This is a genomic window from Tardiphaga sp. 20_F10_N6_6, assembly GCF_052076045.1.
Lineage (GTDB): Bacteria > Pseudomonadota > Alphaproteobacteria > Rhizobiales > Xanthobacteraceae > Tardiphaga > Tardiphaga robiniae.
This window is the reverse complement of the sequence record NZ_CP197239.1, coordinates 2,535,560-2,561,508: the sequence shown is the minus strand read 5'-3', so window position 1 is coordinate 2,561,508 and position 25,949 is coordinate 2,535,560. Positions and strand designations below refer to the sequence as shown.

Genomic DNA, 25,949 nt, shown 5'->3' with positions numbered 1-25,949 from the left:
AAGCCATACGCGAAGAAAACTGGATTGCTTCGCTCTGCTCGCAATGACGGACGAGAGGCCTGTGCAATACCGCCGACGCTTCCTCAGTCGCGATCCCGACATTGTCTCATTCCGATACAGTTTGCGAGGCGTCGCATGGCAAACGGATCGTGAAGAAAGCCCGCGTATTTACGCGCAATTAAGCTTTCTCGCATATTACTTAAATTGTCCTTGTTTGGACACCGAGTGGCTCCTGTCCACTCTGTTTGACGCCTCCCTGTTATCAACTTTAAAGCCGCCGGAAACGGCGGCTCTTTTTTTTGGTACTCATGTCTTCTTTCGGGGCGATCGTTAAATCGCGTTGGAAACCATAAATACTTCTTTAATTTTACGCCGCTGGACTCTCACGCACGCACGCGTAATGATTTGTTCATCATAAGCCCGCCGTTCAGAGCTGGCTGCGAAACCATTTGCGTGAGGCGTTAACTATGTCGGATCGTTTGCACAGCGAACCCGCTCTCGTTCAGTTTAGCGAGCGGCTGACCAATTCTGCTGCCTTCGGCGCCTTGTTTCGCGAGGGGATGGATCTGGTCGAAGAGACCGCGGCCTATCTCGACGGCGTCGGCCGTAGCGAGGCCAAGGCACTGGATCGCTCCGTCAGCCTGACTTACGCCACCGAAAGCATGCGCCTCACCACCCGCCTCATGCAGCTTGCCTCATGGTTGCTGCTGCACCGTGCGGTGAAGGAAGGCGAGATGACGTTGACCCAGGCCAATCGTGAAAAGACCAAGGTCAAGCTCAGCGCCGCCGATCCGAGTCCGGAAGAAATGCTGCTCAAGCTGCCCGAGCAGCTGCAGATCCTGATCACGCGTTCGATGGTGCTGCAGACCAAGGTTCGTCGCCTCGACATCTCGATCCATGCCGCGACCACCACGCATGCGCCGATCGGCAATCCGCTGGTGCCGCAGCTCAATCGCCTAAAGGCTGCGTTCGAACGCTAATCGCGCGTCCCTCACATTCCTGAACGCTGTTCCTCGCTCGCCGCTCATGCGCTAAACATGAGCTAGGCGCAGCGGGGGCATTTGCGATGGCAGACGATATCAGGGCATTGACCGGGGTGCGCGGCGTCGCAGCCGCTGTCATCGTCGTGTATCATTTCGGTGACGTGCAGCTCGCAACCGGTGGCACGGGCTCGTTCTTCCGCATTCCCTACGGCTATTTGCTCGTTGACCTGTTCTTCATGCTGTCAGGCTATGTGATGGCGCTGACCTATCGCGACGCGTTCCTGCATCTCACCGGCAAGGCCTTTGCGCATTTCATGCTGAAGCGGGTCGCGCGGCTGTACCCGGCCTATTTCATTATCGGACTGTTCTATGTGGCCAAGATCGCAGCCGGTCTGTCCGGCGAGAAGCTGGAGATGTATTCGGCCTGGGACTGGACCGGCAACCTGCTGATGATGACCGGCTGGGGTCTCTACATTTTCCCGATCATCGGCGTAGCCTGGGCGGCGAGCGCCGAAATGGGCTCCTATCTGCTGCTGCCGATCCTGATGCCCTTCACTCAGCGCGGCAGTAAATGGATCGCGGGTCTCGCCGTGATCGTGGCGTTGCTCGGCATCTATGCCGTCAGCATCAGCGGCCGCGGGTCGGGCGGACCGCTCGATGTGGTCAACGGCAATTCGCTCTATCCGCTGCTGCGCGCGGTGGGAGGCTTCACGCTGGGCCTCGCGATTTTTCGCTTTGGGGATGTGGTCGATCGACTGTCGGCGGGCGTGCAGGACATTTTGGTGGTCGCGCTGCCGCTGGCCATCATCGCGGTCGGTCTCGCCGATGCCAGCGATCGATTGATGTATCTGCTGTACATCCCGCTGGTCGCGGTGCTCTCGCGTGATGGCCGGATGGCGCAACTGCTGTTCGGCAACGCGCTGGTCTACCGGCTCGGCATCATCTCGTACTCGATCTATCTGATCCATCCGCTGTTCGTCAGTTTCGCTATCAGGACCTGGCGGCATTTAGGCCAGACTGAGGTTGTCTATATCGCTGCATCGCTGGTCTGTTTCGCCATCATCTGGGCGCTGGCGGAAGTGAGCTATCGCTTCGTCGAAATGCCCGGCCGCAACTGGATCACGCAGCGATTCATCCCGCGGAGAAGCGACGCGCCGGTGAAGGCGTAGGCATCGGGGCTATCAAGTCGGTAGTGCGGCGCGATGCCGCAGACGGCGGCGATCCATTCTTTCAGATATTACTGCCACGCTGCCCGGAAATGTGAGCGATGACGCCGCAGGCATAGCGTCATTTATCGCAAAGCCTTGCCTGAATAGGGTTTCTCGCCAGAGAGCTACACTTCTGATGCCGAGCCAATGCGAGTTTGGAGGAGGCGTCGCGCCAGCTATCTTCGCATTGTTGCGGTGACTCCATGTCGCACGGGAGCAATCGCAACGATGTGGCATTGAAGCGCGGCCACACCGAAAGTCCGCGCCGATCCAAGTAGGAATCTGATGTCTTTGTCTCCTCGTCTGTTCGGTCTCATTGGTGTGTTGGCTTGTCCGGCGGTTGCGGTTGCGGCTGATCCGGTGGTGATGCTGCCATCGGTGCCCTTCGTGCCCTCGGCCTCCGGTGGCTGGACCGTGACCGTCGGGATAGGCGGCGAGATGCAGCCATCCTATGAAGGCGCCGGGAGTTCTGAACTTGCGCCAAAGCCGATCATCTCGATTCGCCGTGCCGGCACGCCGGCCCGTTTCAAGAGCATGCGCGACAATGCAAGCTTCGCCCTGATCGACGTGGGCGGCTTTCGCGCCGGTCCCGTCGGCAACTATAAAGCAGCGCGCAAGGCCGCCGATCACAGCGAGCTGCGTGGCCTGAGGGACGTTGATTTCGCGGTCGAACTCGGTGGTTTCGCCGAATACTACGCCTTCGACTGGCTGCGCCTACGCTCCGAACTGCGCCGCGGTCTCGGTGGCCACGAAGGTATCGTCGCGGATTTCTCGGCTGACGTGATTGTGCCGATCAACGAGCGGATGACCTTTGCTGCCGGCCCACGCTACCGGGTGACGGATGCGAAATATGCGGAGACTTACTTCAGCGTCAACAATATCGAGGCGCTTGCGTCAGGTTTGCCGGTTTATGACGCCAAGGGCGGTTCGAGTTCGGTCGGTGCGGGCGCGCAATTGCGCTACAAGCTCGATCCGCAATGGGAAGTGCGCGGCTATGTCGAATATGACAAGCTGCTCGGCAGCATCGCCGACAGTCCGCTGGTGAAATTCCGTGGGTCGACCAATCAGGTCACCTACGGCGTCGGCGTGGCCTATTCGTTCGACGTCGGCGTGCGATAGCACGTGCGATTGCACAGCGTGGCCAATACGGCGCACGCTAGCTCACGCTTCTAGCGCTCCCCGATCAGATAGTACGACAACATCGTATCCAGCTCCTGTTCCAGCTCGCCATTGGCGAAGGCATCCGGACGGAATGCGATCGCCGCATCGAGTGCCGAGCCGACCATTCTCGGAATGAAGAAACTTCCGGCTTCGCGATTGAAGCCAGGGCGTAGCTCGTCGGCATGGCTGTCAAACATGCCACGCAAGAGGCCTTGCCGCTGCGGAAAGGGGTCGAATGGCCACTGAACAGGGGGACGGCCGGAGGCGGTCTCCATCAAGACCTTCAGCAGCGGCAGCACGCGGGCATGCTGGCTGATCGCGGTGTTCAGACCGGAGCGGACGAATCCACGCAGATCCAGCCCTTCGAATCCTGAAATGGTCTGCCAGATATTTTCTGACATTTGGGCTTCCGTCCGGCCATGGAGGGCCCCGAACAGCGCGTCCCGGTTTGGAAAATACTGATAGAGGGAGCCGATGCTGACGCCGGCGCGTTCGGCGATTCTGTTGGTGGTGGCGCGTTCGTAGCCTTCGTCCACCAGCACGAGGGCAGCGGCGTCCAGGAGGATGCCCACGGTCGCAACGGAGCGGGCCTGACGCGGCTTCTTGCGGTGGTGCCCGGTATTGGTCGGCATGGTCTCGTTGCGCCCCCGCGCAAGATGATGTGGCGCACCTTATAGGGAGGGCAACGGAGGCGGTTTTAAGGTACCGCCATGGCCAATGTCGGCCAGCAACGAAAAACGCCCCTGCTGGCTGCAGAGGCGTTTTGAAAGGCAATCGGATAAGCCTGAAAGGCCGATCTTCCTTGTGAAGATCAATCTTCCTTCTTGAGGAAGCCCGAGAACTTCTTCTGGAAGCGCGACACGCGGCCACCGCGGTCGAGAAGCTGGGTGGTGCCACCGGTCCAGGCTGGGTGCGACCTCGGATCGATGTCGAGGTTCAGCTTGTCGCCTTCCTTGCCCCAGGTGGAACGGGTCTGATACTCCGTACCATCGGTCATAACGACCGTAATGTTATGATAATCCGGGTGAATTTCGGCTTTCATGACGGTTCCTTCGGCGCGCCGGCGCCTGAATCTCTGTGATTTCGATGGCGGATTTGGCCGCTCTATATCGCAGGAACGTGCGGGAGACAAGGACTCCCGTCGTGGATCATTGCCTCTGCAATTGACCTAGGTCATTTGCCTCGGGGCCCGCTCCGGCCTATCTCAGGGCAACGACAAGAACGGTTATAAATCATGAGTGCAGTCGAACGGCTTGAGATCCCCCGCGCGGCCAAGCCGACGCTTCCGCAGCCCGATCCGGTGCTTCCGGAGCCGTCGCTGGCGGATACCGTTGTGGAGCCCCAGATACCACCCAGCCGAGCCAAATTGCGGCCGCTCCTGGCGTTGGCGCCCTATGTGGCGCGGTATCGCGGCCGGGCGCTGCTGGCGCTGGTGTCGTTGACCGTTGCGGCTGTGACCACCCTCGTCGTGCCTGTGGCGGCACGGCGGATGATCGACTTCGGCTTCAGCCCCGAAGGCATCGCGATGATCAACAACTATTTCAGCGTCATGATCGCTGTGGTGGTCGTGCTCGCGCTGGCCAGCGCGGCCCGTTACTACCTCGTCATGACTATCGGCGAGCGCATCGTCGCCGATCTGCGCCGCGACGTGTTCCAGCATCTCACCGCGCTGTCGCCGTCGTTCTTCGATACGTCGCGCTCCGGCGAACTGGTGTCGCGGCTCACGGCCGATACTACGCAGATCAAGTCAGCGGTCGGCGCGTCCGTATCCATCGCGTTGCGCAACCTTGTGCTGTTTCTCGGCGCGGCAGCCATGATGGTCGTTTCCAGCCCGAAACTCTCCGGCTTCGTGCTCGCGGCGATCCCGCTGATCGTGATCCCGCTGGTGGCCTTCGGGCGCTGGGTGCGGCGTCTGTCGCGCAACGCACAGGATACGCTGGCGGAAGCCTCGGCCTATGCCGGCGAACTCGTCGGTTCGATCCGTACCGTGCAGGCCTATACCAACGAGCAGCTGGCGAACGCGCGCTTCGGTAAGGAGGTCGAGCAGGCCTATGACGCTGCGCGCGGCTCCACGCGCGCGCGCGCCGTGCTGACCGCGGTTATCATCTTCATCGTGTTCTCCAGTGTCGTGGGCATTCTCTGGGTCGGCTCGCATGACGTGTTGACGGGCGCACTGACACCGGGCCGGCTCGGCCAGTTCGTGCTCTATGCGGCCTTCGCGGCCTCCAGCCTCGGCCAGCTCAGCGAAGTCTGGGGCGAGATTTCGGCGGCGTCGGGCGCGGCGGAACGACTGTTCGAAATCCTCAACGTGAAGTCCGCCGTCGTTGCTCCGGCAGTGCCGCGGGCCTTGCCGCAGCCCGCGCGCGGCGACGTCGTGTTCGACAATGTCTCCTTTGCCTATCCGACGCGTCCGGAGATCCTGTCGGCCGCTGGCGTATCGCTATCGGTGAAGGCTGGCGAAAAGGTCGCCATCGTCGGCCCGTCCGGCGCCGGCAAGAGCACGCTGTTTCATCTGCTGCTGCGCTTTTACGATCCCAAGGGCGGCGCCATCTCGGTCGATGGCGTGCCAATCCGTGATGCCGATCCGCGCGAGCTCCGCAAGCGTATCGCACTGGTGCCGCAAGACTCCGTCGTGTTCGCTACAACCGCCCGCGAGAACATCCGCTTCGGTCGTCCCGATGCGACGGACGCTGAAGTCGAGCATGCGGCATCGCTGGCGCATGCCACGGAATTCATTCGCCGCCTGCCTGATGGATTCGAGGCGCAGTTGGGCGAACGCGGCGTCACGCTCTCCGGCGGCCAGCGTCAGCGCATCGCCATCGCACGCGCCATCCTGCGCGATGCACCGCTGCTGCTGCTCGATGAAGCAACGTCTGCACTCGATGCCGAATCCGAGACGCTGGTGCAGACTGCTCTGGAAGAGCTGATGAAGCACCGCACCACGCTGGTGATCGCCCATCGCCTCGCCACCGTGCTGTCCTGCGATCGCATCCTCGTCATGGATCATGGCCGCATCGTCGAGCAGGGCACGCACGCCTCGCTGGTTGCCGCGAACGGGCTTTATGCCAGGCTGGCAAGGTTGCAGTTCGGGGTGTGAGTGTCGACGATCGGAGGCTTGCTACGGCTTCCATTCCATCAGGTCGACGGCGCGGCCTGACGTGTTCACTTCATCGCCCGTTTTGACGAAGCCGTTGCGTGCATAGAATTTGATAGCGCGGGCATTATCGGCATTGACCTTGAGCGTCACGCCGCCCGGCGATAGCCGCTTGGCGTCATCGACGAGTAGGCGAGCAACATCCGATCCCCATTTGGTTGGACTCACCACCAGTTGGTCGAGATATCCGGTGCGGTCGATGGTGACGAAACCGACCATCGCACCGTTTTGCTCGGCGACCACGATCTGCGCTACGGGTACCAGTTCGTCGCGCCATCGCTCGCGCCACCAGTCGACGCGGGCGTCGAAATTGATCGAGGGATAGGCCTGTCGCCATGTCTCCAGCCACAGGGCTATAGATGAGTCTTCATCGCTCTCGCGATAGGACCGCAGCTGGAATGCCTCGGACATGTCCTCAGCGCTCGGTGAGCTTGAGTTCGATGCGGCGGTTGCGCTTGTAGGCTTCCTCGGTCTGGGCCGTATCCAGCGGTTGATTTTCGGCGAAGCCGGCGGCGACGAGGCGTTGTGCGGGGACGCCGAGCGAAATCAGATACTGCACCACCGAGATCGCGCGCGCCGATGACAGTTCCCAGTTCGATTTGAACAGCGGGCTGTTGAGGATCGGCCGCGAGTCGGTGTGGCCGTCGACGCGCATCACCCAGGCGATTTCGGCCGGGATTTGCTTGTCGAGCTCAATCAGAGCGCTTGCGACTTTGTCCAGTTCGGCGCGGCCTTCGGGAAGCAAAGCCGCTTGGCCGACATCGAAGAATACTTCGGACTGAAACACGAAGCGATCGCCGACCACCCGAATGTCAGGCCGGTTGCCGAGAATGGCGCGCAGGCGTCCGAAGAATTCGGAGCGATAGCGCGACAGCTCCTGAACGCGCTGCGCGAGTGCGACGTTGAGGCGCTGGCCAAGATCGACGATGCGGCCCTGCGATTCCTTATCTCGTTTCTCGGACGCTTCCAGCGCTTCTTCGAGTGCCGCGAGCTGGCGGCGCAGCGCGGAGATCTGCTGGTTCAGCACCTCGACCTGCGCCAGCGCACGGGCGGAGAGCTGCTTCTCGGAATCCAGCGCCTTGTTGAGCTCGGTGTTGCGGCCTGCGGCATCAGAGCCCGCACCGGCGAGGCCGTCATACAGGCCCTTGATCCGGTCGCGCTCCGATTCCGCGGCGGACAGCCCGGCGCGCATCTGAGAAAGCTGTTCGTCGAGATTGAGCTTGCCGAGCTTCTCCAGCGACAGCAGATCGTTCAGCTGTGCCAGTTTGGCGGTGAGCTGTTCCAGCGCCTTGTCCTTGCCGGTGACTTCCTGCGACAGATAGAATTGCACGACGAGGAAGATCGACAGCAGGAAGACGATCGCGAGTACCAGCGTCGACAGCGCGTCGACGAAGCCCGGCCAGTAATTGAATTCGGAAGAGCCGCGGCGATTGCGTGCCAATGCCATGGATCAGTTCTTCTCAGGTTGGCGAGCGATGTGTTCCAGCAGCTTCTTGATCTCGCGGCTCTGTTCGCCCTGGCCATCGGCCCATTCGCGGATCATCTCCTGCTCGCTGCGCATATGCGCCACAAGGCTCTGGATCGCATCGGCGAGATTGGCCATGGCGGTCGTGGTGCCACGGTTGTTGTTGCCGTCCTCGATGGAGCGACGCAGGCGCTCGATGGCATCCTGTAACTCGGCCGGGGTGCCAGATGAGGTAACGGGGGCTGTCTCGCCGGAATATTCCTTCACGGTGGAGGCGAGCCAGTCTTCCAGATCCGTATAGAACCGGTTCTGCGCCTGGCTGGATTGCAGGTCGAGGAAGCCGAGGATCAGTGAGCCGGCGAGGCCGAACAGCGATGACGAGAACGAGATGCCCATGCCGGCGAGCGGCGCGGCGAGGCCTTCCTTCAGCGTGTCGAACAGCGAGCCGGCATCGCCGCCGACCTTGAGGCCTTCGATCACCTTGCCGACGGAGCCAACGGTCTCGATCAGGCCCCAGAAGGTGCCGAGCAGCCCGAGAAATACGAGGAGGCCGGTCATATAGCGCGAGATGTCACGGGATTCGTCGAGGCGCGTCGCGATCGAATCGAGCAGATGCCGCATGGTCTGCTGCGAGATGGTCATACGGCCGGTACGCTCACCGCCGAGGATCGCAGCCATCGGAGCCAGCAGGGTCGGGCGTCGGTCCAGCGCGAGGCCAGGATCGGAAATCCGAAAGCTGTTGACCCACGAGACTTCCGGATAGAGCCGGATGACCTGCCGGAACGACAGGATAATGCCGATCGCCAATACCGCGCCGATCAGCGCGTTGAGCCCGGGATTGGCAAAGAAAGCGAGAACGATCTGCTTGTAGAGCACGGTCATGATCAGACCGCAGAGCACCAGAAACACCAGCATTCGGACCAGGAAGATCCGGGGCGATGAGAGCTTGGTCAGTTCGATTTCCATCGCGGAGCGGGAGGAGGAGCCAGGCGCCATGTGCTGATCATCTGCATGCGAGGAAAGGTTCGACGCGCAATATGGCACAGCCCCGCGACAAAAAAAGATCGGATACCGCCGGAATCAGCGATGTCACCGGGAACTTCCAGTTGAAACCCGGCTCGATCTGCCGCGTATTTAGAAAAGACCTTTTTGTTGAGCCGTTTGTGGAGAAGAGTGGCGCTGGAGCGGCACGCGCTACGCACGCACGGCGAATGACTGGCTCGACAATTTCGATTGCCATCGCGACGAGATCGAACGCATCCTGCGTCTGGTCCATGGACGCAACTCCGCATATGGATGCGGTGCTGGCGCCGGTTCTTTCTGCGACCGCAGGCTTGTTTGTCTATGCGAATGGAAGCGAATAGTGGCGTGAGCCACTATCGAATGGCTGCTGTTAACTAAACGTATGCCGGTTCCATCCGATTCACGTTCGCGTGAGCCTCGAAAGCCTTTGTGAGTTCAATACGATAGGCCGTGTGGCAATGCGCCGCCTCGATATGTATTGCGCCGCAGCACCGCGGTTTTTATTCTAGGCTATCAAAGAAGTTCGATAAATCCGGCTACGCGCATGAAGACCACAGAGGTCCGGCGTATCCGTTGATGCATGTTCGAATTCGCAACTTGGGATATCAAAGTAAATGACGATGTTGAACGCACGCTCTGCAGGCTTCGCGCTTCTGCTGGCGGGACTCGCGCCCGTGCTCGCAGGATGCAACGAACCCAAGGACGCGGTGGCGTCTGCGCCGCCTCAGGTGAGCGAGCCTGAAGTCAGCATCATTTCCGTCACGCAACAGCGACGTGCGCTGGTTCGCGAATTGCCCGGACGTATTGCGCCGACGCGCGTTGCCGATGTGCGTTCGCGTGTGTCGGGTATTATCATCGAGCGCGCGTTTCATCAGGGCACCGAGGTGAAGGCGGGCGACACGCTGTATCGCATCGATCCGAAGCCGTTCGAGGTGGAATTGCAGTCCGCAAAGGCGTCGCTTCACAAGGCGGAAGCTGCCTATGATCTCGCGTCGATGCAGGCCAAGCGCGTGTCGGGTCTTGCACTGCAGAAAGCAGTCTCCGAAGCGGAAGCCGAGAAAGCAGTCGGTGCGCAGCGTCAGGCTGAAGCCGAGATTGCATCCAAGAAAGCCGACGTCGCGCGTGCGCGCCTCAATCTGGACTATGCAACCATCCGCGCGCCGATCGACGGCATTGTCGGAGCCGCTCTGGTGACCGAAGGTGCGCTGCTTGCGCAGAACGACAATACGAATCTCGCCACCATTCAGCAGCTCGATCCGATCTATGCCGATTTCACGCAGTCGGTGTCCGAATTGAATAACTTGCGCCGCTCTTTCGAGACCGGCGATCTCGAGCGGATCGCGCCTGGCGCGGCCAAGGTGAGACTGATGCTTGACGACGGCACGCTCTATTCGCTGCCGGGCAAGCTGCTGTTCTCCGAAGCCAAGGTCGACACCTTCACGGGTCAGGTAACGCTGCGCGGCGAATTTCCGAACCCGAAGCGTGAGCTGTTACCGGGCATGTATGTCCGCGTGCAGATTGAGCAGGGCATCGACACCGATGCCATTGCGGTTCCGCAGCAGGCAGTGCAGCGCAATGGTGGCGGCGGAGCTGAAGTATTCGTTGTCAAGGATGACGGTCATGTTGCGGTCCAGATGGTACGAACAGGTGCCGTGCAGGATGGTCAGTGGTTCGTGACCGAAGGCCTGAAGGGCGGCGAGCGCGTCGTGGTCGAGGGCTTCCAGAAATTCGCTGCTGGCGACAAGGTCAAGGCGACCGCCTGGACTGACGCGAATGCCACTGCGGGCCTTCCGCCCGAGGGGCAGAAAACCACTCAAGCGCGTCCCTGAGTAAATCGACATGGCTAGTTTTTTCATCGACAGGCCGATTTTTGCCTGGGTCGTCGCGCTTTTCATTTGTCTTTTCGGCGCCATTGCGATTCCGCAGCTGCCGATTGCGCAGTATCCGATCATCGCGCCGCCGTCGATTTCGATCTCGACCAGCTATCCGGGCGCGTCGCCGGAGAATCTCTACAACAGCGTGACGCGGCTGATTGAAGAGGAACTCAACGGCGCTGCGGGCATCCTGAACTTCGAATCGACGAGCGACTCGCTGGGCGCCGTCGAGATCATCGCGAACTTCCAGCCCGGTACCGATACCAGCCAGGCGTCAGTCGAAGTGCAGAACCGCCTGAAGCGCGTGGAAGCGCGTCTGCCGCGTGCTGTGATCCAGCAGGGTATCCTGGTCGAGGAAGCCTCTGCCGCGGTGCTGAACATCATCACGCTGCGCTCCACCGATAACAGCCTGGATGAAGTCGGCCTCGGCGACTTCATGATCCGCAACATCCTTGGTGAAATTCGTCGTATTCCCGGCGTCGGCCGTGCCTCGCTTTATTCCACCGAGCGCTCGCTGCGCGTCTGGGTCGATCCCGCCAAGCTGGTTGGCTACAATCTGACCTCCGACGACGTCAACAAGGCCATCACCGCACAGAACGCCCAGGTTGCCTCCGGCAGCGTCGGTGCCGAGCCCTCGACAGCGACCACCAAGACGTCGTCACTGGTGCTCGTCAAAGGCCAGCTCTCCACGCCGGAAGAATTCGGCGCCATCGTGCTACGCGCCAATTCCGATGGCTCGACCGTGCGGCTCCGCGACGTCGCCCGTATCGAGATCGGCGGCCTCAGCTACCAATTTACCACGCGCCTGAACGGCCAGCCGACGGCCGGCCTGTCGGTGCTGATGTCCCCGAAGGGCAACGCGCTGGCGACGGCCTCGGCTATCGAAGCCAAGATGAAGGAGCTGTCGAACTTCTTCCCTGCCAACATCGCTTACGACATTCCGTACAACGTCACGCCGGTGGTCAAAGCATCGATTATGAAGGTGGTGATGACGCTGATCGAGGCGGTTGTCCTCGTCTTCATCGTGATGTTCATCTTCTTGCAGAATTTCCGCTACACGCTGATCCCGACCATCGTCGTGCCCATCGCGCTGCTCGGCACCTGCACGATGCTGTTGTTGGCCGGCTATTCGATCAACATGCTGACCATGTTCGGCATGGTGCTGGCTGTCGGCATCCTCGTCGACGATGCCATCGTCGTGGTCGAGAACGTCGAGCGCATTATGAGCGAGGAGGGGCTTCCGCCGAAGGAAGCCACCAAGAAGGCGATGGGCCAGATCTCTGGCGCCATCATCGGTGTCACGCTGGTGATGATCGGCGTGTTCGTGCCGATGGCGTTCTTCCCCGGCTCAGTGGGCATCATCTACCGCCAGTTCTCGGTCACCATGGTCGCCTCGATTGCGTTCTCCGCGCTGCTGGCGCTGTCGCTGACGCCGGCGCTTTGCGCAACCTTCCTAAAGCCGATCAAGGAAGGACACGGCCATGCCAAGAAGGGCGTGTTCGGCTGGTTCAACCGCAAGCTCGACGCTACCCGCGACGGCTATTCGAGGACGGTGGGCTGGTCGATTCAGCGCACCGGACGCTTGCTGATCGTCTATGTCGCGCTGCTCGTCGGACTGACCTGGGGCTTCATGCGGATGCCCGGCGGCTTTCTGCCGATCGACGATCAGGGCTTCATCACCACTGACGTGCAGACGCCGTCGGACTCCTCGTTCGCTCGCACCGAGGGCGCCATCGAGAAGGTCGAGGCATATCTGAAGAAGCGTTCCGGCATCGAGAGCGTCGTGTTCCTCACCGGCTTCAGCTTCCTCGGGCAGGGTATGAACACCGCGCAGGCCTTTATCACCCTGAAGGACTGGGCTGAACGCCCGCCCGGCGATTCCGCCGCGGCGCTTGTCAACGATATCAATCGGGAATTGTCGTCGATCCGCGACGCCAAGATCTCCGCTTTGCAGCCGCCGCCGATCGATAACCTCGGCAACTCTTCAGGCTTCAGCTTCCGCCTCCAGGACCGCGGCCAGAAGGGGTTCGTCGCGCTTAATGCTGCATCCGACAAGCTGATTGCAGACGCCAATGCCAGCCCGGTGTTGCAGAAGGTGTTCGTCGAAGGTCTGCCACCAGCGCCATTGGTCAATCTGATGATCGACCGCGAAAAGGCAGGCGCCTTCGGCGTCACCTTCGAGGATATCAACAGCACGATCTCGACCAATCTCGGTTCGAACTACATCAACGACTTCCCGAACCGCGGCCGTATGCAGCGCGTCGTGGTGCAGTCCGAGGCCGCCAACCGGATGAACGCCGCCGACATTCTGAACTACAATGTCAAGAATAGCCGCGGGCAGCTGGTGCCGTTCTCGTCCTTTGCCACTGTGGAATGGGCGAAGGGTCCGACCCAGATTGCCGGCTTCAACTTCTATCCGGCGGTGCGAATCTCCGGCGAGGCACGGCCCGGTTTCACCTCGGGCGACGCCATCAAGGAGATGGAGCGTCTGGCTGGCCTGTTGCCGCGCGGTTTCGGCTTCGAGTGGACCGGCCAGTCGCTGCAGGAGAAGCTGTCCGGCTCGCAGGCGCCGTTCCTGCTCGCGCTGTCAGCGCTGGTGGTGTTCCTGGTGCTCGCAGCGCTTTATGAGAGCTGGACGATCCCGGTGGCCGTGCTGATGACGGTGCCGCTCGGCATCGTTGGCGCCGTGCTGGCGGCGAATTTGCGGGGCCTGCCGAACGACGTGTATTTCACGGTGGGTCTGATTACGATCATCGGTCTCGCGGCCAAGAACGCGATTCTGATTATCGAATTCGCCAAGGACCTGCGCGCGCAGGGCAAGTCGCTGGTGGATGCCACGATGGAAGCGTGCTTCCTGCGGTTCCGGCCGATCGTGATGACCGGTCTCGCCTTTATCTGCGGTGTGTTGCCAATGGTCGTTGCATCGGGCGCCGGCGGTGCCAGCCAGCAGGCGCTAGGTACATCGGTCACCGGCGGCATGATCGCGGTGGTGATCCTGGCGCTGCTGATGGTGCCGGTGTTCTTCGTGTCGGTGCAGAGGCTGTTCTCGCCGGACAAGGCGCCGAAGACGGAAGAGGCAAAGCAGGAGCCGAGCGCATCGCCGTCCGTGTCGCACAGCTAAGGCAATCATACAAAAAGCCCGAATGGCGCAACGCCATCCGGGCTTTTTGTATTCGAGCGATCAATCTTACTTCGTCAGCGGCCGCAGGATCTTCGTTAGAGCGCCGTGGACGAACTCGTTGCCGGCAACGATGTTGCCGGTCGTCAGCACATCACCGCCATTGATATCGCCAACAGTACCGCCGGCTTCCTTGATCAGGATCAGGCCGGCAGCGATGTCCCAAGGCTGCAGGTTGCGCTCCCAATAGCCATCGAGGCGACCGGCTGCCACGAAAGCCAGATCGAGCGAGGCCGCGCCGAAGCGGCGCAGGCCCGCGACCTTTGGCTGCAACGCGGCCATTTCGTTGCGTGACAATTCGAAGTCGCCGCGGCCGATATGCGGCAGGCCGCAGGCGATGACGCATTCGTTGAGTTGCTTGCGGCCGGCGACGCGCAGGCGGGTGTCGTTGAGGAACGCGCCCGAGCCCTTCTCGGCCATATAGAGTTCGTCATTGGCCGGATTGTAGATCAGGCCGGCAATCACCTGACCTTCGCGCGCCAGACCGATCGAGACTGCGAATTGCGGGATGCCGTGCAGGAAGTTGGTGGTGCCATCGAGCGGATCGACAATCCAGGTGTGGCTCTTGTCGGTGCCGTCACGGTTGCCACCCTCCTCACCGAGGAAGCCATAGCCCGGGCGGGCCTTGTTGAGGTCCGTATAGAGCATCTCCTCGGCCCGCTTGTCGGCGAGGCTGACGAAATTGGCGGGGCCCTTCATCGAGACCTGCAGGTTCTCGATCTCGCCGAGGTCGCGCTTCAGGCTACGGCCGGCGCGGCGCGCGGCTTTCACCATCACGTTCATAAGGGCTGAATTGATCATGCGTTCGTCTCACGACGACCTGACGGCAGGTCTGATTGGGGGTTGCTGAGGCGATGGGTGCCCTGCGGGCGGCATCTCGTCAAGGCAAGATCGCTACAGGGGTCATTTCTGGGTCGTGCCCAGCCACTTCTTGGCGGCTTCCTGGGCCTTGGTCTTTTCCTCGGGGGTGGCTTGGGCCAGAAGCTCGTCGAGCATCAGGTCCCCCTTTCCGGCGGTTTTGGCGACGATGTGCCATTTCAGACCTTCCAGCCGGTCGTCTGTATTGGTGCGGAGCGCCAGCACCCGGGCGAGGCGGTTCTGGGCGATCGGGCTGTTCTGTTTGGAGGCCTTGCGAAGCAGGGCGATGGCCGCAGCCTCGTTCTTGGGGGTTCCCGTGCCGTTATAGAGCGCAATGGCATATTCGACCTCGGCGTCGACATTGTCGGCCAAGGATGCCGCCTGGAGCAGACGGACCGCCTTGTCGATGCTTTTCTCGACCCCGGTCCCTTCCTTGTAGAACGTCGCCAGCGCGTATTGCGCTTCGGGGTTACCGGCATCGGCGGCGACGCGGAGCAATTCGGCCGAACGCTTGACGTCCTGCGGCAGCGTCTGTCCGTCGAGATAGAGCAGCGCCAGATTGTAGGCGGCCTTCGGATTACCGAGCTTGGCGGAGGATGCCAGCAGCTTCACGGCCTCATCGCGTTTGCCGACATTGCCGCGATCCGACAGTCGCAGCATCGCCAGTGCGAACATGGCCTCGCGGTCGCCGCGTTCCGACGCGCGCTGATACCATTCTGCAGCTTTCGCATAGTCGCGTTTTACCCCCAGTGCATTGGCGTAGAGTTCGCCAAGCATGGTCATCGCCTTCGGATCGTTGTTCTCCTGCGCGCGTTTGCTCGCGAGGTCGAAAGCGGTCTTGTACTGACCGCGTTGATAGGCGCCATAGACCAGGTCGGCATTGGGGTCGGTTGGTGCGGCTTCTGCAGGCTGCGCGGGCTTTTCAGCAGGCGGCGTAGGAGCTTTCTTCGCTGCTGTTGGCGCTTTCGCCGGTGCCGGCGCCTTTTTTGGAGCTGCCTTGCTTGCAGCCGGTGGTGGCGTTTGCACCCCCGGCGGTGTCAGCGAAATCTGCGCGGTCGCGCTGGCTGCCCAGGTCAGGCAGCCGGCAATTACAGTGAGGGAACGCAGAATTTTCATTCCGGCGTTATTCCTGTTCGACCTTGGACTGCCCCGAGACGAGCGTCGCGTATCCCTGCTGGATTGCCTTCTCTGCGTCCATCAAGGCTGCAGCAGCACCGCGCGCGTCGTTCCAGATGACGTCGCCGACCAGCACGAAGTCAGCGCCGGCAGCTGCGAATTCCCTGGCCTCATCGAGCGTTGTGGCAAAGCCTACGCAAGGCGGTTCGAACAATTCGGCCCACCACTGAAGGCGCTCGACAATGGCGTCAGCCGATGGGCGCTGGCCGTTCGGGTCGGGTTCGCCGAATAGCACGTAATCGGCACCGGCCTCGCCCGCTGCCATCGCATTATGGCGCGTCGACAATCCGCCGCAGCCTGCAATGCGATCAGGCTTCAGCGAGGGGAGTGCATCCTGCAGGGGAGCGAGACCGGGCAGATGCGCGCCATCGGCGCCGCCGCGTGCGACGAGCTCGACATTGCCTTCGACCAGCATCGCGGCGCCGTTGGTCTGGATGACAGGCGCCAGCGCCTTGATGCGCGTGATCATGGTGCGCTGGTCGGTCGTCGCCAGTCGCACCAGGACGGCAGCGACATCTGCTCTCTCAAGAAGAGCAGGTAGGTTCGCCGCCAGCACTGACGGATCCTCGACGACGGGCGTCGCGAGATAGAGGCGCGGCATCGGCGGTGGCGGGACGGGTTTGGAAGCCAAGATTATAGTGCCTTCTGTTCTTGATCAGTCGTCCACTCGCCCTTGCTGGCGAGTGAATTCATGTGTGCACGATGGGTGAAGGCCTGCTGACCGGCGGGCACATTGTTGGCTTTGCCGGACCATGCCCTTTGCGGCGCTGCCTGGAGCGCGCGGCCATAGGAGAATGTCAGTGGCCAGGGCAGGCTGCCGATCCTGTTCATGGCGTCGAGATGCGCGGTCGCATCTTCGTCAGATTGGCCGCCGGAGAGGAATGCGATGCCGGGCACCGATGCGGGCACGCAGTTCTTCAGCATGCGCACGGTCTTCTCGGCCACTTCAGCCACACCAGCCTGCGTCTTCGACTTCTTGCCAGAGACGGCCATGTTCGGCTTCAGGATCATGCCTTCCAGCGCGACCCGCTGGACCCGCAATTCCTGGAACGTCTTGTTGAGTACGCGCTGCGTCACCTCAACGCAGCGGTCGATGTCGTGATCGCCGTCCATCAGCACTTCGGGCTCGACGATCGGGACGATCTGAGCTGCTTGGCATAGTGCTGCATAGCGAGCGAGCGCGTGCGCGTTGACGGAGATTGCGGTCATCGAGGGAATCCCGGCACCGATATCGATCACCGCGCGCCACTTTGCGAAGCGCGCGCCGCGCGCGTAATATTTGGCAAGACGCTTGGCGAGCTTGTCGAGGCCCGCTGTGACGAGCTCACCGGGACAGTTCGGCAAGGCCTGCGTGCCCTCATCGACCTTGATGCCGGGAATGGCGCCGGCTTCCTCGATAAGCCGCACCAGCGGCGTGCCATCCTTGGCGTTTTGCCAGATGGTCTCGTCGTAGAGGATCACGCCGGAAATGTAGCTGCTCATCGCCTCGCGCGAGCGAAACAGCATTTCACGGTAATCGCGGCGGTTGTCCTCGGTCGACTCGACGCTGATCGCATCGAAGCGCTTCTTGATCGTGCCTGACGATTCATCTGCGGCAAGCAAGCCCTTGCCCGGCGCGGTCATGGCGCGGGCGATTTTGTTGAGTTCGGCGAGATTCATGGGCATGTCCTGAGCGGGCTAGTCCTGCAGGTCAATCTAGACCGTTCTCGGGCAAAATCCGAGCATCTGGCTGGCCAATGAGCCCGTCCGCATCCGATTCCGGCAAAAATTCAGCCTGCCATAGGCTGTATGGCAGGCTGAAACACAGTCAATTGGCAGTTTGGGCTCAGGCGATCTTCGCGTTCAGCTCGCCCGATGCGTAACGCTTGGCCATTTCGGCCGTGGTCAGCACCTTTTTGATCTTGCTGGCCTGGCCGGCGGTATTGAATTCCTGCAGGCGCTGCTTGCAGAGCTTGACCATCGCTTCCATCGCCGGCTTCAGATATTTGCGCGGGTCGAATTCGCTGGGGTTCTCGCTCAGCACCTTGCGGATCTGGCCGGTCATGGCCATCCGGTTGTCGGTGTCGATGTTGATCTTGCGCACGCCGTGCTTGATGCCGCGCTGGATTTCCGACACCGGGACGCCCCAGGTCGGCTTCATCTGGCCGCCGAACTTGTTGATGATATCCTGCAGGTCCTGCGGGACCGAGGATGAGCCGTGCATCACCAGATGGGTGTTCGGCAGCTTGCGGTGGATTTCCTCGATCACGTTCATGGCGAGAATATCGCCGTCCGGCTTGCGGGTGAACTTGTAGGCGCCGTGCGAAGTGCCCATGGCAATCGCCAGCGCGTCGACCTGAGTTTCTTTGACGAACTTCACGGCCTCATCGGGATTGGTCAGCAACTGGTCATGGCTGAGTTGGCCTTCGGCGCCATGGCCGTCTTCGGCCTCGCCCATGCCGCTCTCCAGCGAGCCGAGCACGCCGAGTTCGCCTTCCACTGATATGCCGCCGAGATGCGCCATATCAGTGACGGTCTTGGTCACGCCGACATTGTAGTCCCAGTCCGCCGCCGTCTTGCCGTCCGCTTTCAGCGAACCGTCCATCATCACCGAGGTGAATCCGGCCTGGATTGCGGTCATGCAGGTTGCAGCTTCGTTGCCGTGATCGAGATGCACGCAGACGGGAATGTGCGGATAGATTTCGGTGACCGCGTCCATCATGTGCTTGAGCATGATGTCGTTGGCGTAGGAGCGGGCGCCGCGCGAGGCCTGGATGATGACCGGTGCATCGACACCCGATGCGGCTTCCATGATCGCCAGCGCCTGTTCCATATTGTTGATATTGAAGGCCGGCACTCCGTAATCGTGTTCTGCCGCGTGATCGAGCAGTTGACGCAACGTAATACGGGCCATGCAGGAAGCTCCTTGTAAATTGGGACAGGCGCAAACGCCGCGCCGAGGGATATATGGCTCTTAGCGCGAGGAGACGGCGAATCCAAGACGCCATCAGTCGCGCATACAGCCAACGTTAATCGCCACGATGGCCCAGCGTTCCAGCTAATGGAATTCCCAACGCGTTAGTATTTCCGAACGTCAGTGCTCGCTGGCGTCCTGCAAAGCGATCTGCTGCTCTACGGCTGCAAGCCGCTCTTCGAAATCACCGGCTGCTGAACGCATCATGACCAGCATCGCAGCGCCATCACGGCGTTGTTTGCGCACTAATGTCTCGACGCGCTCCAGACGGCTATCGACTTGCTCGAAACGTTTATCGGCCGCCCCGCGAAACGCAGCAACATCACCCTGAATTTTCTTCAGGATCTCGAACATTGCTGTTTGCACATTCTCGCTCATGGAAAGAACATACCATAAACATTGCGGCACCCACAAGTCTTGCGGGCAAAAATGTACCGCTGCTACTTCTTCAACACTTCCACACCCGGCAGCGGCTTGCCTTCCATCCATTCGAGGAAAGCGCCGCCGGCGGTCGAGATGTAGGAGAAGTCATCGGCGACGCCGGCGTGATTGAGCGCGGCCACCGTGTCGCCGCCGCCGGCGACTGAAATCAGCTTCTTCGCCTTGGTGCGCGCCGCTGCGTGTTTGGCGCCGGCAACCGTGCCGCGGTCGAACGGTGTCATTTCAAATGCGCCGACCGGGCCATTCCAGACCAGCGTGGCGGCATCGTCGATCGCTGCGTTGATGCGTTCGATCGACTGCGGACCGACATCGAGGATCATGCCCTCATCTGGGATCGCATCGAGGCCGTAGGCGTGAGACGGCGTATTGGCGGCGAAGTGGAATGCGACGATGGCGTCCACCGGCAGGATGATGGCGCAGCCGGAGGCTTCAGCTTTGTCGATGATCCGCAGCGCGGTGGCGGCGAGATCTTTCTCGCACAGCGACTTGCCGACCTTGACACCCTGCGCATGCAGGAAGGTGTTGGCCATGCCGCCGCCGATCACGAGCGCATCGACCTTGGTGACGAGATTTTCGAGGAGATCGATCTTCGACGACACCTTGGCGCCGCCGACGATGGCGATCACCGGCTTGGTCGGCGCGTCCAGCGCCTTGCCGAGGGCGTCCAACTCGGCCTGCATGGTGCGGCCGGCATAAGCGGGCAGCTTGTGGCCGAGGCCTTCCGTGGAGGCGTGGGCGCGATGTGCAGCCGAGAATGCATCGTTGACCCAGATATCGCCAAGCTTGGCGAGTTCGGCGACGAAAGCCGGATCGTTCTTCTCCTCAGCGGAATGGAAGCGCGTGTTCTCAAGGCAGAGAATGTCGCCGTCCTTCATGGCGCCAACGGCCTTGGCTGCGACGTCGCCAACGCAGTCGTCGGCAAAGGCGACCGGCTTCTTGATCACATCGGCAAGTGCCGCAGCCACGGGCTTCAGTGAGTTCTTGTCGTCGCGGCCCTTGGGGCGGCCGAAATGCGCGAGCAGGATGACCTTGCCGCCCTTGTCCGAAATTTCGGTGATGGTTGGCGCGATGCGTTCAAGCCGCGTTGCGTCGGTAACCTTGCCACTGTCCATGGGGACATTGAGATCGACGCGCACGAGAACGTGCTTGGACTTCACATCGACGTCGTCGAGGGTGCGAAATGTTGCCATGCGAGATTGGGCCGTTCTTGAAGTTTAAGGTTGCTCGCCCGGATAGCTCGGCGGTGTACTTTCAGGGTCGGTATTCACCGTCGCGCCTTGGCGGAGCGCAAAAACGATAAAGGCAACGAAAAGGACGCCGACTGGAATAACAATCCACCACGGAAGTGCCATTCCAGTCTCCTGTTCGTTGCCAAGTATATTTTAGAGCAGCTTGCCCATCGCGACGGCGGTGTCGGCCATGCGGTTGGAGAAGCCCCACTCGTTGTCGTACCAGGAGAGTACCCGCACCAGCGTGCCGTTCTGCACCTTGGTCTGGTCGAAGGCGAAGGTCGACGAATGCGGATCGTGATTGAAGTCGATCGACACGTTCGGATGCGAAGTGGTGCCAAGCACGCCCTTCAGCTCGCCGGCCGCAGCCTTCTTGATCGCTTCGTTGATCTCTTCTTTTGTGGTGCTCCTTTTGGCGATGATCTTGAGATCGACCACGGAGACGTTCGGGGTCGGTACGCGGATCGAAACGCCGTCGAGCTTGCCGGCCAGTTCGGGCATCACGAGGCCGATGGCCTTCGCGGCGCCGGTCGAGGTCGGAATCATCGACATCGCAGCGGCGCGGCCGCGATAGAGATCGCTATGCAGCGTGTCCAGTGTGGGCTGGTCGCCGGTGTAAGCGTGGATCGTGGTCATGAAGCCGGTTTCGATGCCGACGGTCTCGTTCAGCACCTTGGCGACAGGCGCCAGGCAGTTGGTGGTGCACGAACCGTTGGAAACGACCAGATGCTCCTTGGTCAGGGTCTTGTGGTTGACGCCGTAGACGATCGTGGCATCAGCACCATCGGACGGAGCCGAAACCAGCACGCGCTTGGCGCCTGCGGTCAGATGCGACGTCGCCTTCGCCTTGGCGCTGAAGATACCGGTGCATTCGAGCGCGATATCGATGCCGAGATCCTTCCACGGCAACGTGTTCGGATCGCGCACCGCAGTGACCTTGATCTTGTTACCATTGCCAAGCTGGATGCTGTCGCCGTCGACGGTGACTTCGCCGGGGAAGCGGCCATGCACGCTGTCGAAGCGCAGCAGGTGGGCGTTGGTTTCAACCGGCCCCAGATCGTTGATGGCGACGACTTCGATGTCGGTGCGCTTGGACTCGTAGATCGCCCGCAGGACGTTGCGGCCGATGCGGCCAAAACCGTTGATCGAAACCCGGACTGCCATTCAACTTCTCCCTTTTATTAGGCTCAAACCTCGCGTGAGGGCCTTCATATAGTGACGTGTGACGGGCGTTTCATGCCCTGAATGGAACGCTGGTGCAATGTGTCAAATTTACCAGCGTTCCGATAGAGTTAAGCCGCGTTGTGCTTGCAGGTTGCAGCCTCGACCACGGCCTCGGCCGTGATGCCGAACAGCTTGTAAAGCTCCTTGGCCGGCGCGCTCGAGCCGAAGCCCTTCATGCCGATGAAGGTGCCATCGTGTCCGATCACGGCATCCCAGCCGAACCGGACCGCGGCTTCGACGGCGATCTTGATCGGCGCGTCGCCAATGATCGCCTTCTGGCGCTCTTCAGGCTGCTCCAGCAGTAGTTCGAGCGAGGGGACCGATACGACCCGCGTCGCGATGCCCTTGTCGGCCAGTTGCTTCTGCGCAGCGACTGCGATCTCGACTTCCGAACCCGAGGCGAAGATCGACACGGCGGCTTTGCCCTTGGCCGCGATCAACTCATAGCCGCCAGCGGCGCAGAGATTGTCGTCGTGATGGGTGGTGCGCACCGGCGTCAGGTTCTGGCGCGACAGGGCCAGCATGGTTGGGCCGTTGGTCTTCTCCATGGCGAGCTGCCAGCATTCGGCCGTCTCGACCGTGTCCGCGGGGCGGAACACGCGCATGTTCGGCATCGCGCGCATCGCCGCCAGATGCTCCACCGGCTGATGGGTCGGGCCGTCTTCGCCAAGGCCGATCGAGTCGTGGGTCATGATGTAGATGACCGGGATCTGCGCCAGCGCCGAGATGCGCATCGCCGGTCGCGCATAGTCGGTGAAGCACATGAAGGTCGCGCCGGCCGGGATGAAGCCGCCATGCAGCGCGATGCCGTTCATGGCTGCGGCCATGCCCATTTCGCGAATGCCGTAGTGAATGTAGCGACCCTTGAATTCGCCGGGCTTCACTTCGATGGCGCCCTTGGTGCGGGTGTTGTTCGATGGCGTGAGATCGGCTGAACCGATCACCATTTCCGGCACGACCTGCACCAGCGCTTCGAGCGCGAGTTCGCTCGCCTTGCGGGTCGCGACGGTCTGCGGCTCGGCGATCAGCTTCTTCTTCAGCGTGAGGATCGCGTCCGCTATGGCTGTCGGTCGAACGTGATCGTTGCGGCGGGTGAATTCGCTGCGCTTGTCGTCCGGAAGGGCATCAAAACGCTTCTGCCAGTCCGCGTGCGCCGATGCGCCCTGCTTGCCGACATTGCGCCAGGCCTGCAGGATATCATCGGGCACCTCGAACGGGCCGTAATTCCAGTCCAGTGCCTTCTTGGCGCCTGCGAGTTCTTCCGCGCCGAGCGGTTCGCCGTGGGCCTTCGAGGTACCGGCGCGGGTTGGTGCGCCAAAGCCAATCTTGGTCTTGCAGGCGATCATCGATGGGCGGTCGGACGCCTGCGCTTGCTTGATCGCAGCGGCGATGGCGACCTGGTCGTGGCCATCGACATGCACGGCATTCCAGCCATGGGCCTTGAAGCGTGCGACCTGGTCGACGCTGTCGGCAAGCGACAGCGGACCGTCGATGGAAATCCCGTTGTCGTCATAAAGGAAGATCAGCTTCGACAGCTTGAGATGACCGGCCATGGCCAGAGCTTCGTGGCTGACACCTTCCATCAGGTCACCATCGGAGCACAGCACGTAAGTGTAGTGATCGACGATATCGCCGTATTCGGCGGCCAGCATGCGCTCGGCGAGCGCGAAGCCAACGGAGGTGGCGATGCCCTGACCGAGCGGGCCGGTCGTGGTCTCGACGCCCGACGTGTGGAAATTCTCGGGATGGCCGGGGGTCTTCGAATGCAGCTGACGGAAGTTCTTCAGCTGGTCGAGCGTCATCTCCTTGTTGCCCGTCAGATAGAGCAGGGCATAGAGCAGCATCGAGCCGTGGCCGGCCGAGAGGATGAAGCGATCGCGATCCGGCCACTTCGGATCGGCCGCGTCAAATTTAAGGAACTGTGTGAACAGCACGGTGGCGACGTCGGCGGCGCCCATCGGCAGCCCAGGGTGACCGGATTTGGCCTTTTCCACGCCGTCCATGGCGAGGGCACGAATCGCGTTGGCCATTTTCGAGTGATCAACCTGCGCCATGTCGGTTTCCGTCTAAATTGAAGGGAATGGAATATTCTGCGTCCGCAAGAGGGGCGGTCTGCAGCGAGATGTTGGGATCGCTTTGGAGAAACTGGTGGATAGCATCTGGGTTCCTGGGAGTCCAAGGTCTCCCGGACAGTTCTGGTCTGTGGATATCTACCGGCGGTTTTTGTCGGCTTTGCGGTGCATAGCTTTTAAGCTTTGTTGCGTCCGGCTCGCTTGCAACCTAAGTTTCAGGGCCTAAAGGCTTGCGGAGCCGTGGTTTTTGAGCTCCCGTCGCATCACACCCAAGGTCCCGCGTAACCCAGTATGATCGAACGACCCGCCCATCTCACAGCCTCCGATCCCGCCAATGGCGGTGCGGCCGAGATCGACTCTGCCACGCGGCGGTTGATGGCAGCGCTGGATGCTCTGGAAAGTGCGGTCGAGCGCCGCCGTGAGGCGGATCGCGACGAGGATGAGCTGGCCACCCGCATTCAGGCGCTTGGCGCCGACCGGTCCCGGCTGGCGGATGAGCTTGATGGCACGCTGGTGAAATCGCGCCGGCTGGAGCGCGCCAATCGCGACATCGCCGACAAGCTCGACACCGCCATCGGCACCATCCGCGCGGTGCTGGCGACTGACAACGCGCATGAGTAAAGCGAGATGAGCCACGTCAACGTTACAATCAATGGCCGGCAATATCGCATGGCCTGCGAGGAGGGGCAGGAGACCCGCCTGCTGCGGCTGGCGGAAAGTCTTGAATCCCGCGTCGAAAACCTGCGTGGCAAATTCGGTGAGATCGGCGATGCGCGGCTGACGGTGATGGCGGCGCTGACCATTGCCGACGAACTGGTCGATGCCAATCAGCAGATCCGTGCCCTGCAGGAAGAACTCGCCGCATTGCGCGATGTGCGCGTTGTCGCCGCAGATCGCGCACGGGCGACGCAGACGGCGGTTGCCGCGGCCCTGAATGCTGCGGCAGAGCGGATCGAGAAGACCACCCAGGTGCTCAACCGCACCATCGGCGGCGGCGTTGCTATTGGATAACGCAGGCTTTGATGCCAAGCGGGCACTGGCGCATCCGTCTCATAACCCCTACATTGCTCAGGCGAGGCTGCGTCGCGCGTCAGGAGCCATATATCCCCGGGGCCTTATCGATCCTTCAGGGAACTGTCCCTGACCAGGTCCGTGGACCTGGTCACATGGTGCCCACCTACTTTCGTAGGTGCTCCGGGATCGAGTGCTTCAACGGCCATCGTGGCTTCGCACTTTTACTTTTTTGATGGCTGTGGCCCTTGCATGGCGTTTGCCGTGCAATCTTGGCCTCGCTCGCCAAAGATGATCGCGAAGACCGGTCCTGCGCTTCCGCAGGCTCTGCGGACAGCATATCGTGCGGCATGTCCGACACGCCGCCCACTCCGACAAAGATTGAACTCCGCATAGCCGCGCTGGCACGCCGCACGGCGCTGAGCGAGGCCGAACGGTCGGCAGCCGCACAAGCCGTCGCAGCGCGTGGGCTGCCTTTCCCGGTCAGGGCCGGCGACATCGTCGCCGGCTATTCTCCCATCCGCAGCGAGATCGATCCGATCCCGCTGATGCAGCATCTCGCCGCCCAGGGTGCGCAACTGGCGCTCCCTGTGATCATCGCCCGTGACGAGCCCCTGATGTTCCGGATCTGGAGCCCGAACGATGCGCTGGTGCGCGGTTCACTGGGCATTCCGGAACCAGCACCGGAAGCGCCACCACTGATTCCCGATATCCTGCTGGTACCACTCGCGGCATTCGACCGCGCCGGCCACCGCATTGGCTATGGCGCAGGACATTACGATCGCACTTTCGCGCAACTGCACGCCATCAAGCCATTTATCTCCGTGGGCGTCGCCTTCGACACCCAGGAAATCGAGGCCATTCCCATGCAACCGCACGACGTGGCGCTGGATTATGTGCTAACCGAAACCCGGACGATCTATTTTCGGAGCATCTGAC

25 protein-coding genes and 1 other RNA gene are annotated in these 25,949 nt (G+C 61.5%); 10 read left to right on the top strand and 16 right to left on the bottom strand.

Annotation, left to right across the window (positions count from 1 at the left end):
- Positions 1–467 precede the first annotated feature (467 nt).
- The 3 genes from rcdA (at position 468) to AB7813_RS12420 (ending at position 3,310) form a co-directional block, all read left to right on the top strand.
- Positions 468–980, top strand: coding sequence for a protease adaptor protein RcdA (gene rcdA / locus AB7813_RS12430; RefSeq protein ID WP_089265407.1), 513 nt, complete (start codon positions 468–470; stop codon positions 978–980).
- Between the two features lie 86 nt (positions 981–1,066).
- Positions 1,067–2,152, top strand: a complete 1,086-nt coding sequence (locus AB7813_RS12425; protein ID WP_439062845.1) for an acyltransferase family protein — start codon at positions 1,067–1,069, stop codon at positions 2,150–2,152.
- A gap of 324 nt (positions 2,153–2,476) precedes the next feature.
- Positions 2,477–3,310, top strand: a complete 834-nt coding sequence (locus AB7813_RS12420; protein WP_089265405.1) for a MipA/OmpV family protein — start codon at positions 2,477–2,479, stop codon at positions 3,308–3,310.
- Positions 3,311–3,360: 50 nt separating this feature from the next.
- On the opposite strand, the gene AB7813_RS12415 is transcribed toward AB7813_RS12420, so the two are convergent.
- Both AB7813_RS12415 and rpmE read right to left on the bottom strand, forming a co-directional pair.
- On the bottom strand, positions 3,361–3,984 hold the full coding sequence (locus tag AB7813_RS12415) for a TetR/AcrR family transcriptional regulator (protein WP_175368316.1): 624 nt from the start codon (positions 3,982–3,984) through the stop codon (positions 3,361–3,363).
- Between the two features lie 179 nt (positions 3,985–4,163).
- Positions 4,164–4,394 carry a 50S ribosomal protein L31 gene (gene rpmE / locus AB7813_RS12410; RefSeq protein WP_089265403.1) on the bottom strand — a complete coding sequence of 77 codons (231 nt, stop codon included), beginning with the start codon at positions 4,392–4,394 and terminating at the stop codon, positions 4,164–4,166.
- 192 nt (positions 4,395–4,586) lie between these two features.
- Here rpmE and AB7813_RS12405 point away from each other — a divergent pair, with 192 nt between their 5' ends.
- The gene (locus AB7813_RS12405; protein ID WP_439062844.1) at positions 4,587–6,449 is read left to right on the top strand and encodes an ABC transporter ATP-binding protein/permease; all 1,863 of its coding nucleotides are present in this window, start codon (positions 4,587–4,589) and stop codon (positions 6,447–6,449) included.
- Between the two features lie 21 nt (positions 6,450–6,470).
- On the opposite strand, the gene AB7813_RS12400 is transcribed toward AB7813_RS12405, so the two are convergent.
- The 4 genes from AB7813_RS12400 to AB7813_RS12385 are packed head-to-tail and all read right to left on the bottom strand — an operon-like array spanning position 6,471 to position 9,247.
- Positions 6,471–6,917, bottom strand: coding sequence for a GNAT family N-acetyltransferase (locus AB7813_RS12400; RefSeq protein WP_439062843.1), 447 nt, complete (start codon positions 6,915–6,917; stop codon positions 6,471–6,473).
- Between the two features lie 4 nt (positions 6,918–6,921).
- On the bottom strand, positions 6,922–7,953 hold the full coding sequence (locus tag AB7813_RS12395) for a peptidoglycan -binding protein (protein ID WP_089265400.1): 1,032 nt from the start codon (positions 7,951–7,953) through the stop codon (positions 6,922–6,924).
- Between the two features lie 3 nt (positions 7,954–7,956).
- Positions 7,957–8,967: a flagellar motor protein MotA gene (locus tag AB7813_RS12390; RefSeq protein WP_089265399.1), complete on the bottom strand. Its 1,011-nt coding sequence runs from the start codon at positions 8,965–8,967 to the stop codon at positions 7,957–7,959.
- Between the two features lie 7 nt (positions 8,968–8,974).
- Positions 8,975–9,247 (bottom strand): hypothetical protein, encoded by a 273-nt coding sequence (locus AB7813_RS12385; RefSeq protein WP_439062842.1) that lies wholly within the window; start codon positions 9,245–9,247, stop codon positions 8,975–8,977.
- Between the two features lie 361 nt (positions 9,248–9,608).
- Between AB7813_RS12385 and AB7813_RS12380 the strand changes: the two genes are divergently transcribed.
- Positions 9,609–10,823, top strand: coding sequence for an efflux RND transporter periplasmic adaptor subunit (locus AB7813_RS12380; RefSeq protein ID WP_089265398.1), 1,215 nt, complete (start codon positions 9,609–9,611; stop codon positions 10,821–10,823).
- Positions 10,824–10,833: 10 nt separating this feature from the next.
- Complete coding sequence (locus tag AB7813_RS12375) at positions 10,834–13,989, top strand: multidrug efflux RND transporter permease subunit (RefSeq protein ID WP_439062841.1); 3,156 nt, start codon at positions 10,834–10,836, stop codon at positions 13,987–13,989.
- Between the two features lie 66 nt (positions 13,990–14,055).
- On the opposite strand, the gene AB7813_RS12370 is transcribed toward AB7813_RS12375, so the two are convergent.
- The 10 genes from AB7813_RS12370 to tkt form a co-directional block, all read right to left on the bottom strand.
- A complete protein-coding gene (locus AB7813_RS12370; RefSeq protein WP_231079726.1) occupies positions 14,056–14,847 on the bottom strand; it encodes an inositol monophosphatase family protein in 792 nt (263 codons plus the stop codon).
- Between the two features lie 102 nt (positions 14,848–14,949).
- The gene (locus tag AB7813_RS12365; RefSeq protein WP_175368321.1) at positions 14,950–16,020 is read right to left on the bottom strand and encodes a tetratricopeptide repeat protein; all 1,071 of its coding nucleotides are present in this window, start codon (positions 16,018–16,020) and stop codon (positions 14,950–14,952) included.
- Between the two features lie 7 nt (positions 16,021–16,027).
- Positions 16,028–16,711 carry a thiamine phosphate synthase gene (locus AB7813_RS12360; RefSeq protein WP_231079728.1) on the bottom strand — a complete coding sequence of 228 codons (684 nt, stop codon included), beginning with the start codon at positions 16,709–16,711 and terminating at the stop codon, positions 16,028–16,030.
- 2 nt (positions 16,712–16,713) lie between these two features.
- Positions 16,714–17,739: a class I fructose-bisphosphate aldolase gene (locus AB7813_RS12355; protein ID WP_441228100.1), complete on the bottom strand. Its 1,026-nt coding sequence runs from the start codon at positions 17,737–17,739 to the stop codon at positions 16,714–16,716.
- Positions 17,740–17,905: 166 nt separating this feature from the next.
- Entirely contained in the window at positions 17,906–18,973 is a 1,068-nt protein-coding gene (fba, locus tag AB7813_RS12350) for a class II fructose-bisphosphate aldolase (protein WP_315843266.1), read from the bottom strand.
- Between the two features lie 180 nt (positions 18,974–19,153).
- On the bottom strand, positions 19,154–19,411 hold the full coding sequence (locus AB7813_RS12345; RefSeq protein ID WP_439062840.1) for a hypothetical protein: 258 nt from the start codon (positions 19,409–19,411) through the stop codon (positions 19,154–19,156).
- Between the two features lie 62 nt (positions 19,412–19,473).
- The gene (locus tag AB7813_RS12340; protein ID WP_439062839.1) at positions 19,474–20,664 is read right to left on the bottom strand and encodes a phosphoglycerate kinase; all 1,191 of its coding nucleotides are present in this window, start codon (positions 20,662–20,664) and stop codon (positions 19,474–19,476) included.
- 24 nt (positions 20,665–20,688) lie between these two features.
- Entirely contained in the window at positions 20,689–20,826 is a 138-nt protein-coding gene (locus tag AB7813_RS12335) for a hypothetical protein (protein ID WP_439062838.1), read from the bottom strand.
- 30 nt (positions 20,827–20,856) lie between these two features.
- Positions 20,857–21,867: a type I glyceraldehyde-3-phosphate dehydrogenase gene (gap, locus tag AB7813_RS12330; RefSeq protein WP_068735164.1), complete on the bottom strand. Its 1,011-nt coding sequence runs from the start codon at positions 21,865–21,867 to the stop codon at positions 20,857–20,859.
- Between the two features lie 128 nt (positions 21,868–21,995).
- Positions 21,996–23,981 (bottom strand): transketolase, encoded by a 1,986-nt coding sequence (gene tkt, locus AB7813_RS12325; RefSeq protein ID WP_439082983.1) that lies wholly within the window; start codon positions 23,979–23,981, stop codon positions 21,996–21,998.
- 309 nt (positions 23,982–24,290) lie between these two features.
- Between tkt and AB7813_RS12320 the strand changes: the two genes are divergently transcribed.
- From AB7813_RS12320 to AB7813_RS12305, 4 genes are all read left to right on the top strand, one after another.
- Positions 24,291–24,620 (top strand): DUF4164 domain-containing protein, encoded by a 330-nt coding sequence (locus AB7813_RS12320; RefSeq protein WP_089265387.1) that lies wholly within the window; start codon positions 24,291–24,293, stop codon positions 24,618–24,620.
- Positions 24,621–24,626: 6 nt separating this feature from the next.
- Positions 24,627–25,010, top strand: a complete 384-nt coding sequence (locus AB7813_RS12315; protein ID WP_068735170.1) for a cell division protein ZapA — start codon at positions 24,627–24,629, stop codon at positions 25,008–25,010.
- Between the two features lie 61 nt (positions 25,011–25,071).
- A non-coding RNA gene (gene ssrS, locus AB7813_RS12310) (6S RNA) lies at positions 25,072–25,231 on the top strand.
- Positions 25,232–25,360: 129 nt separating this feature from the next.
- Complete coding sequence (locus tag AB7813_RS12305; RefSeq protein WP_439082984.1) at positions 25,361–25,948, top strand: 5-formyltetrahydrofolate cyclo-ligase; 588 nt, start codon at positions 25,361–25,363, stop codon at positions 25,946–25,948.
- Position 25,949 lies beyond the last annotated feature (1 nt).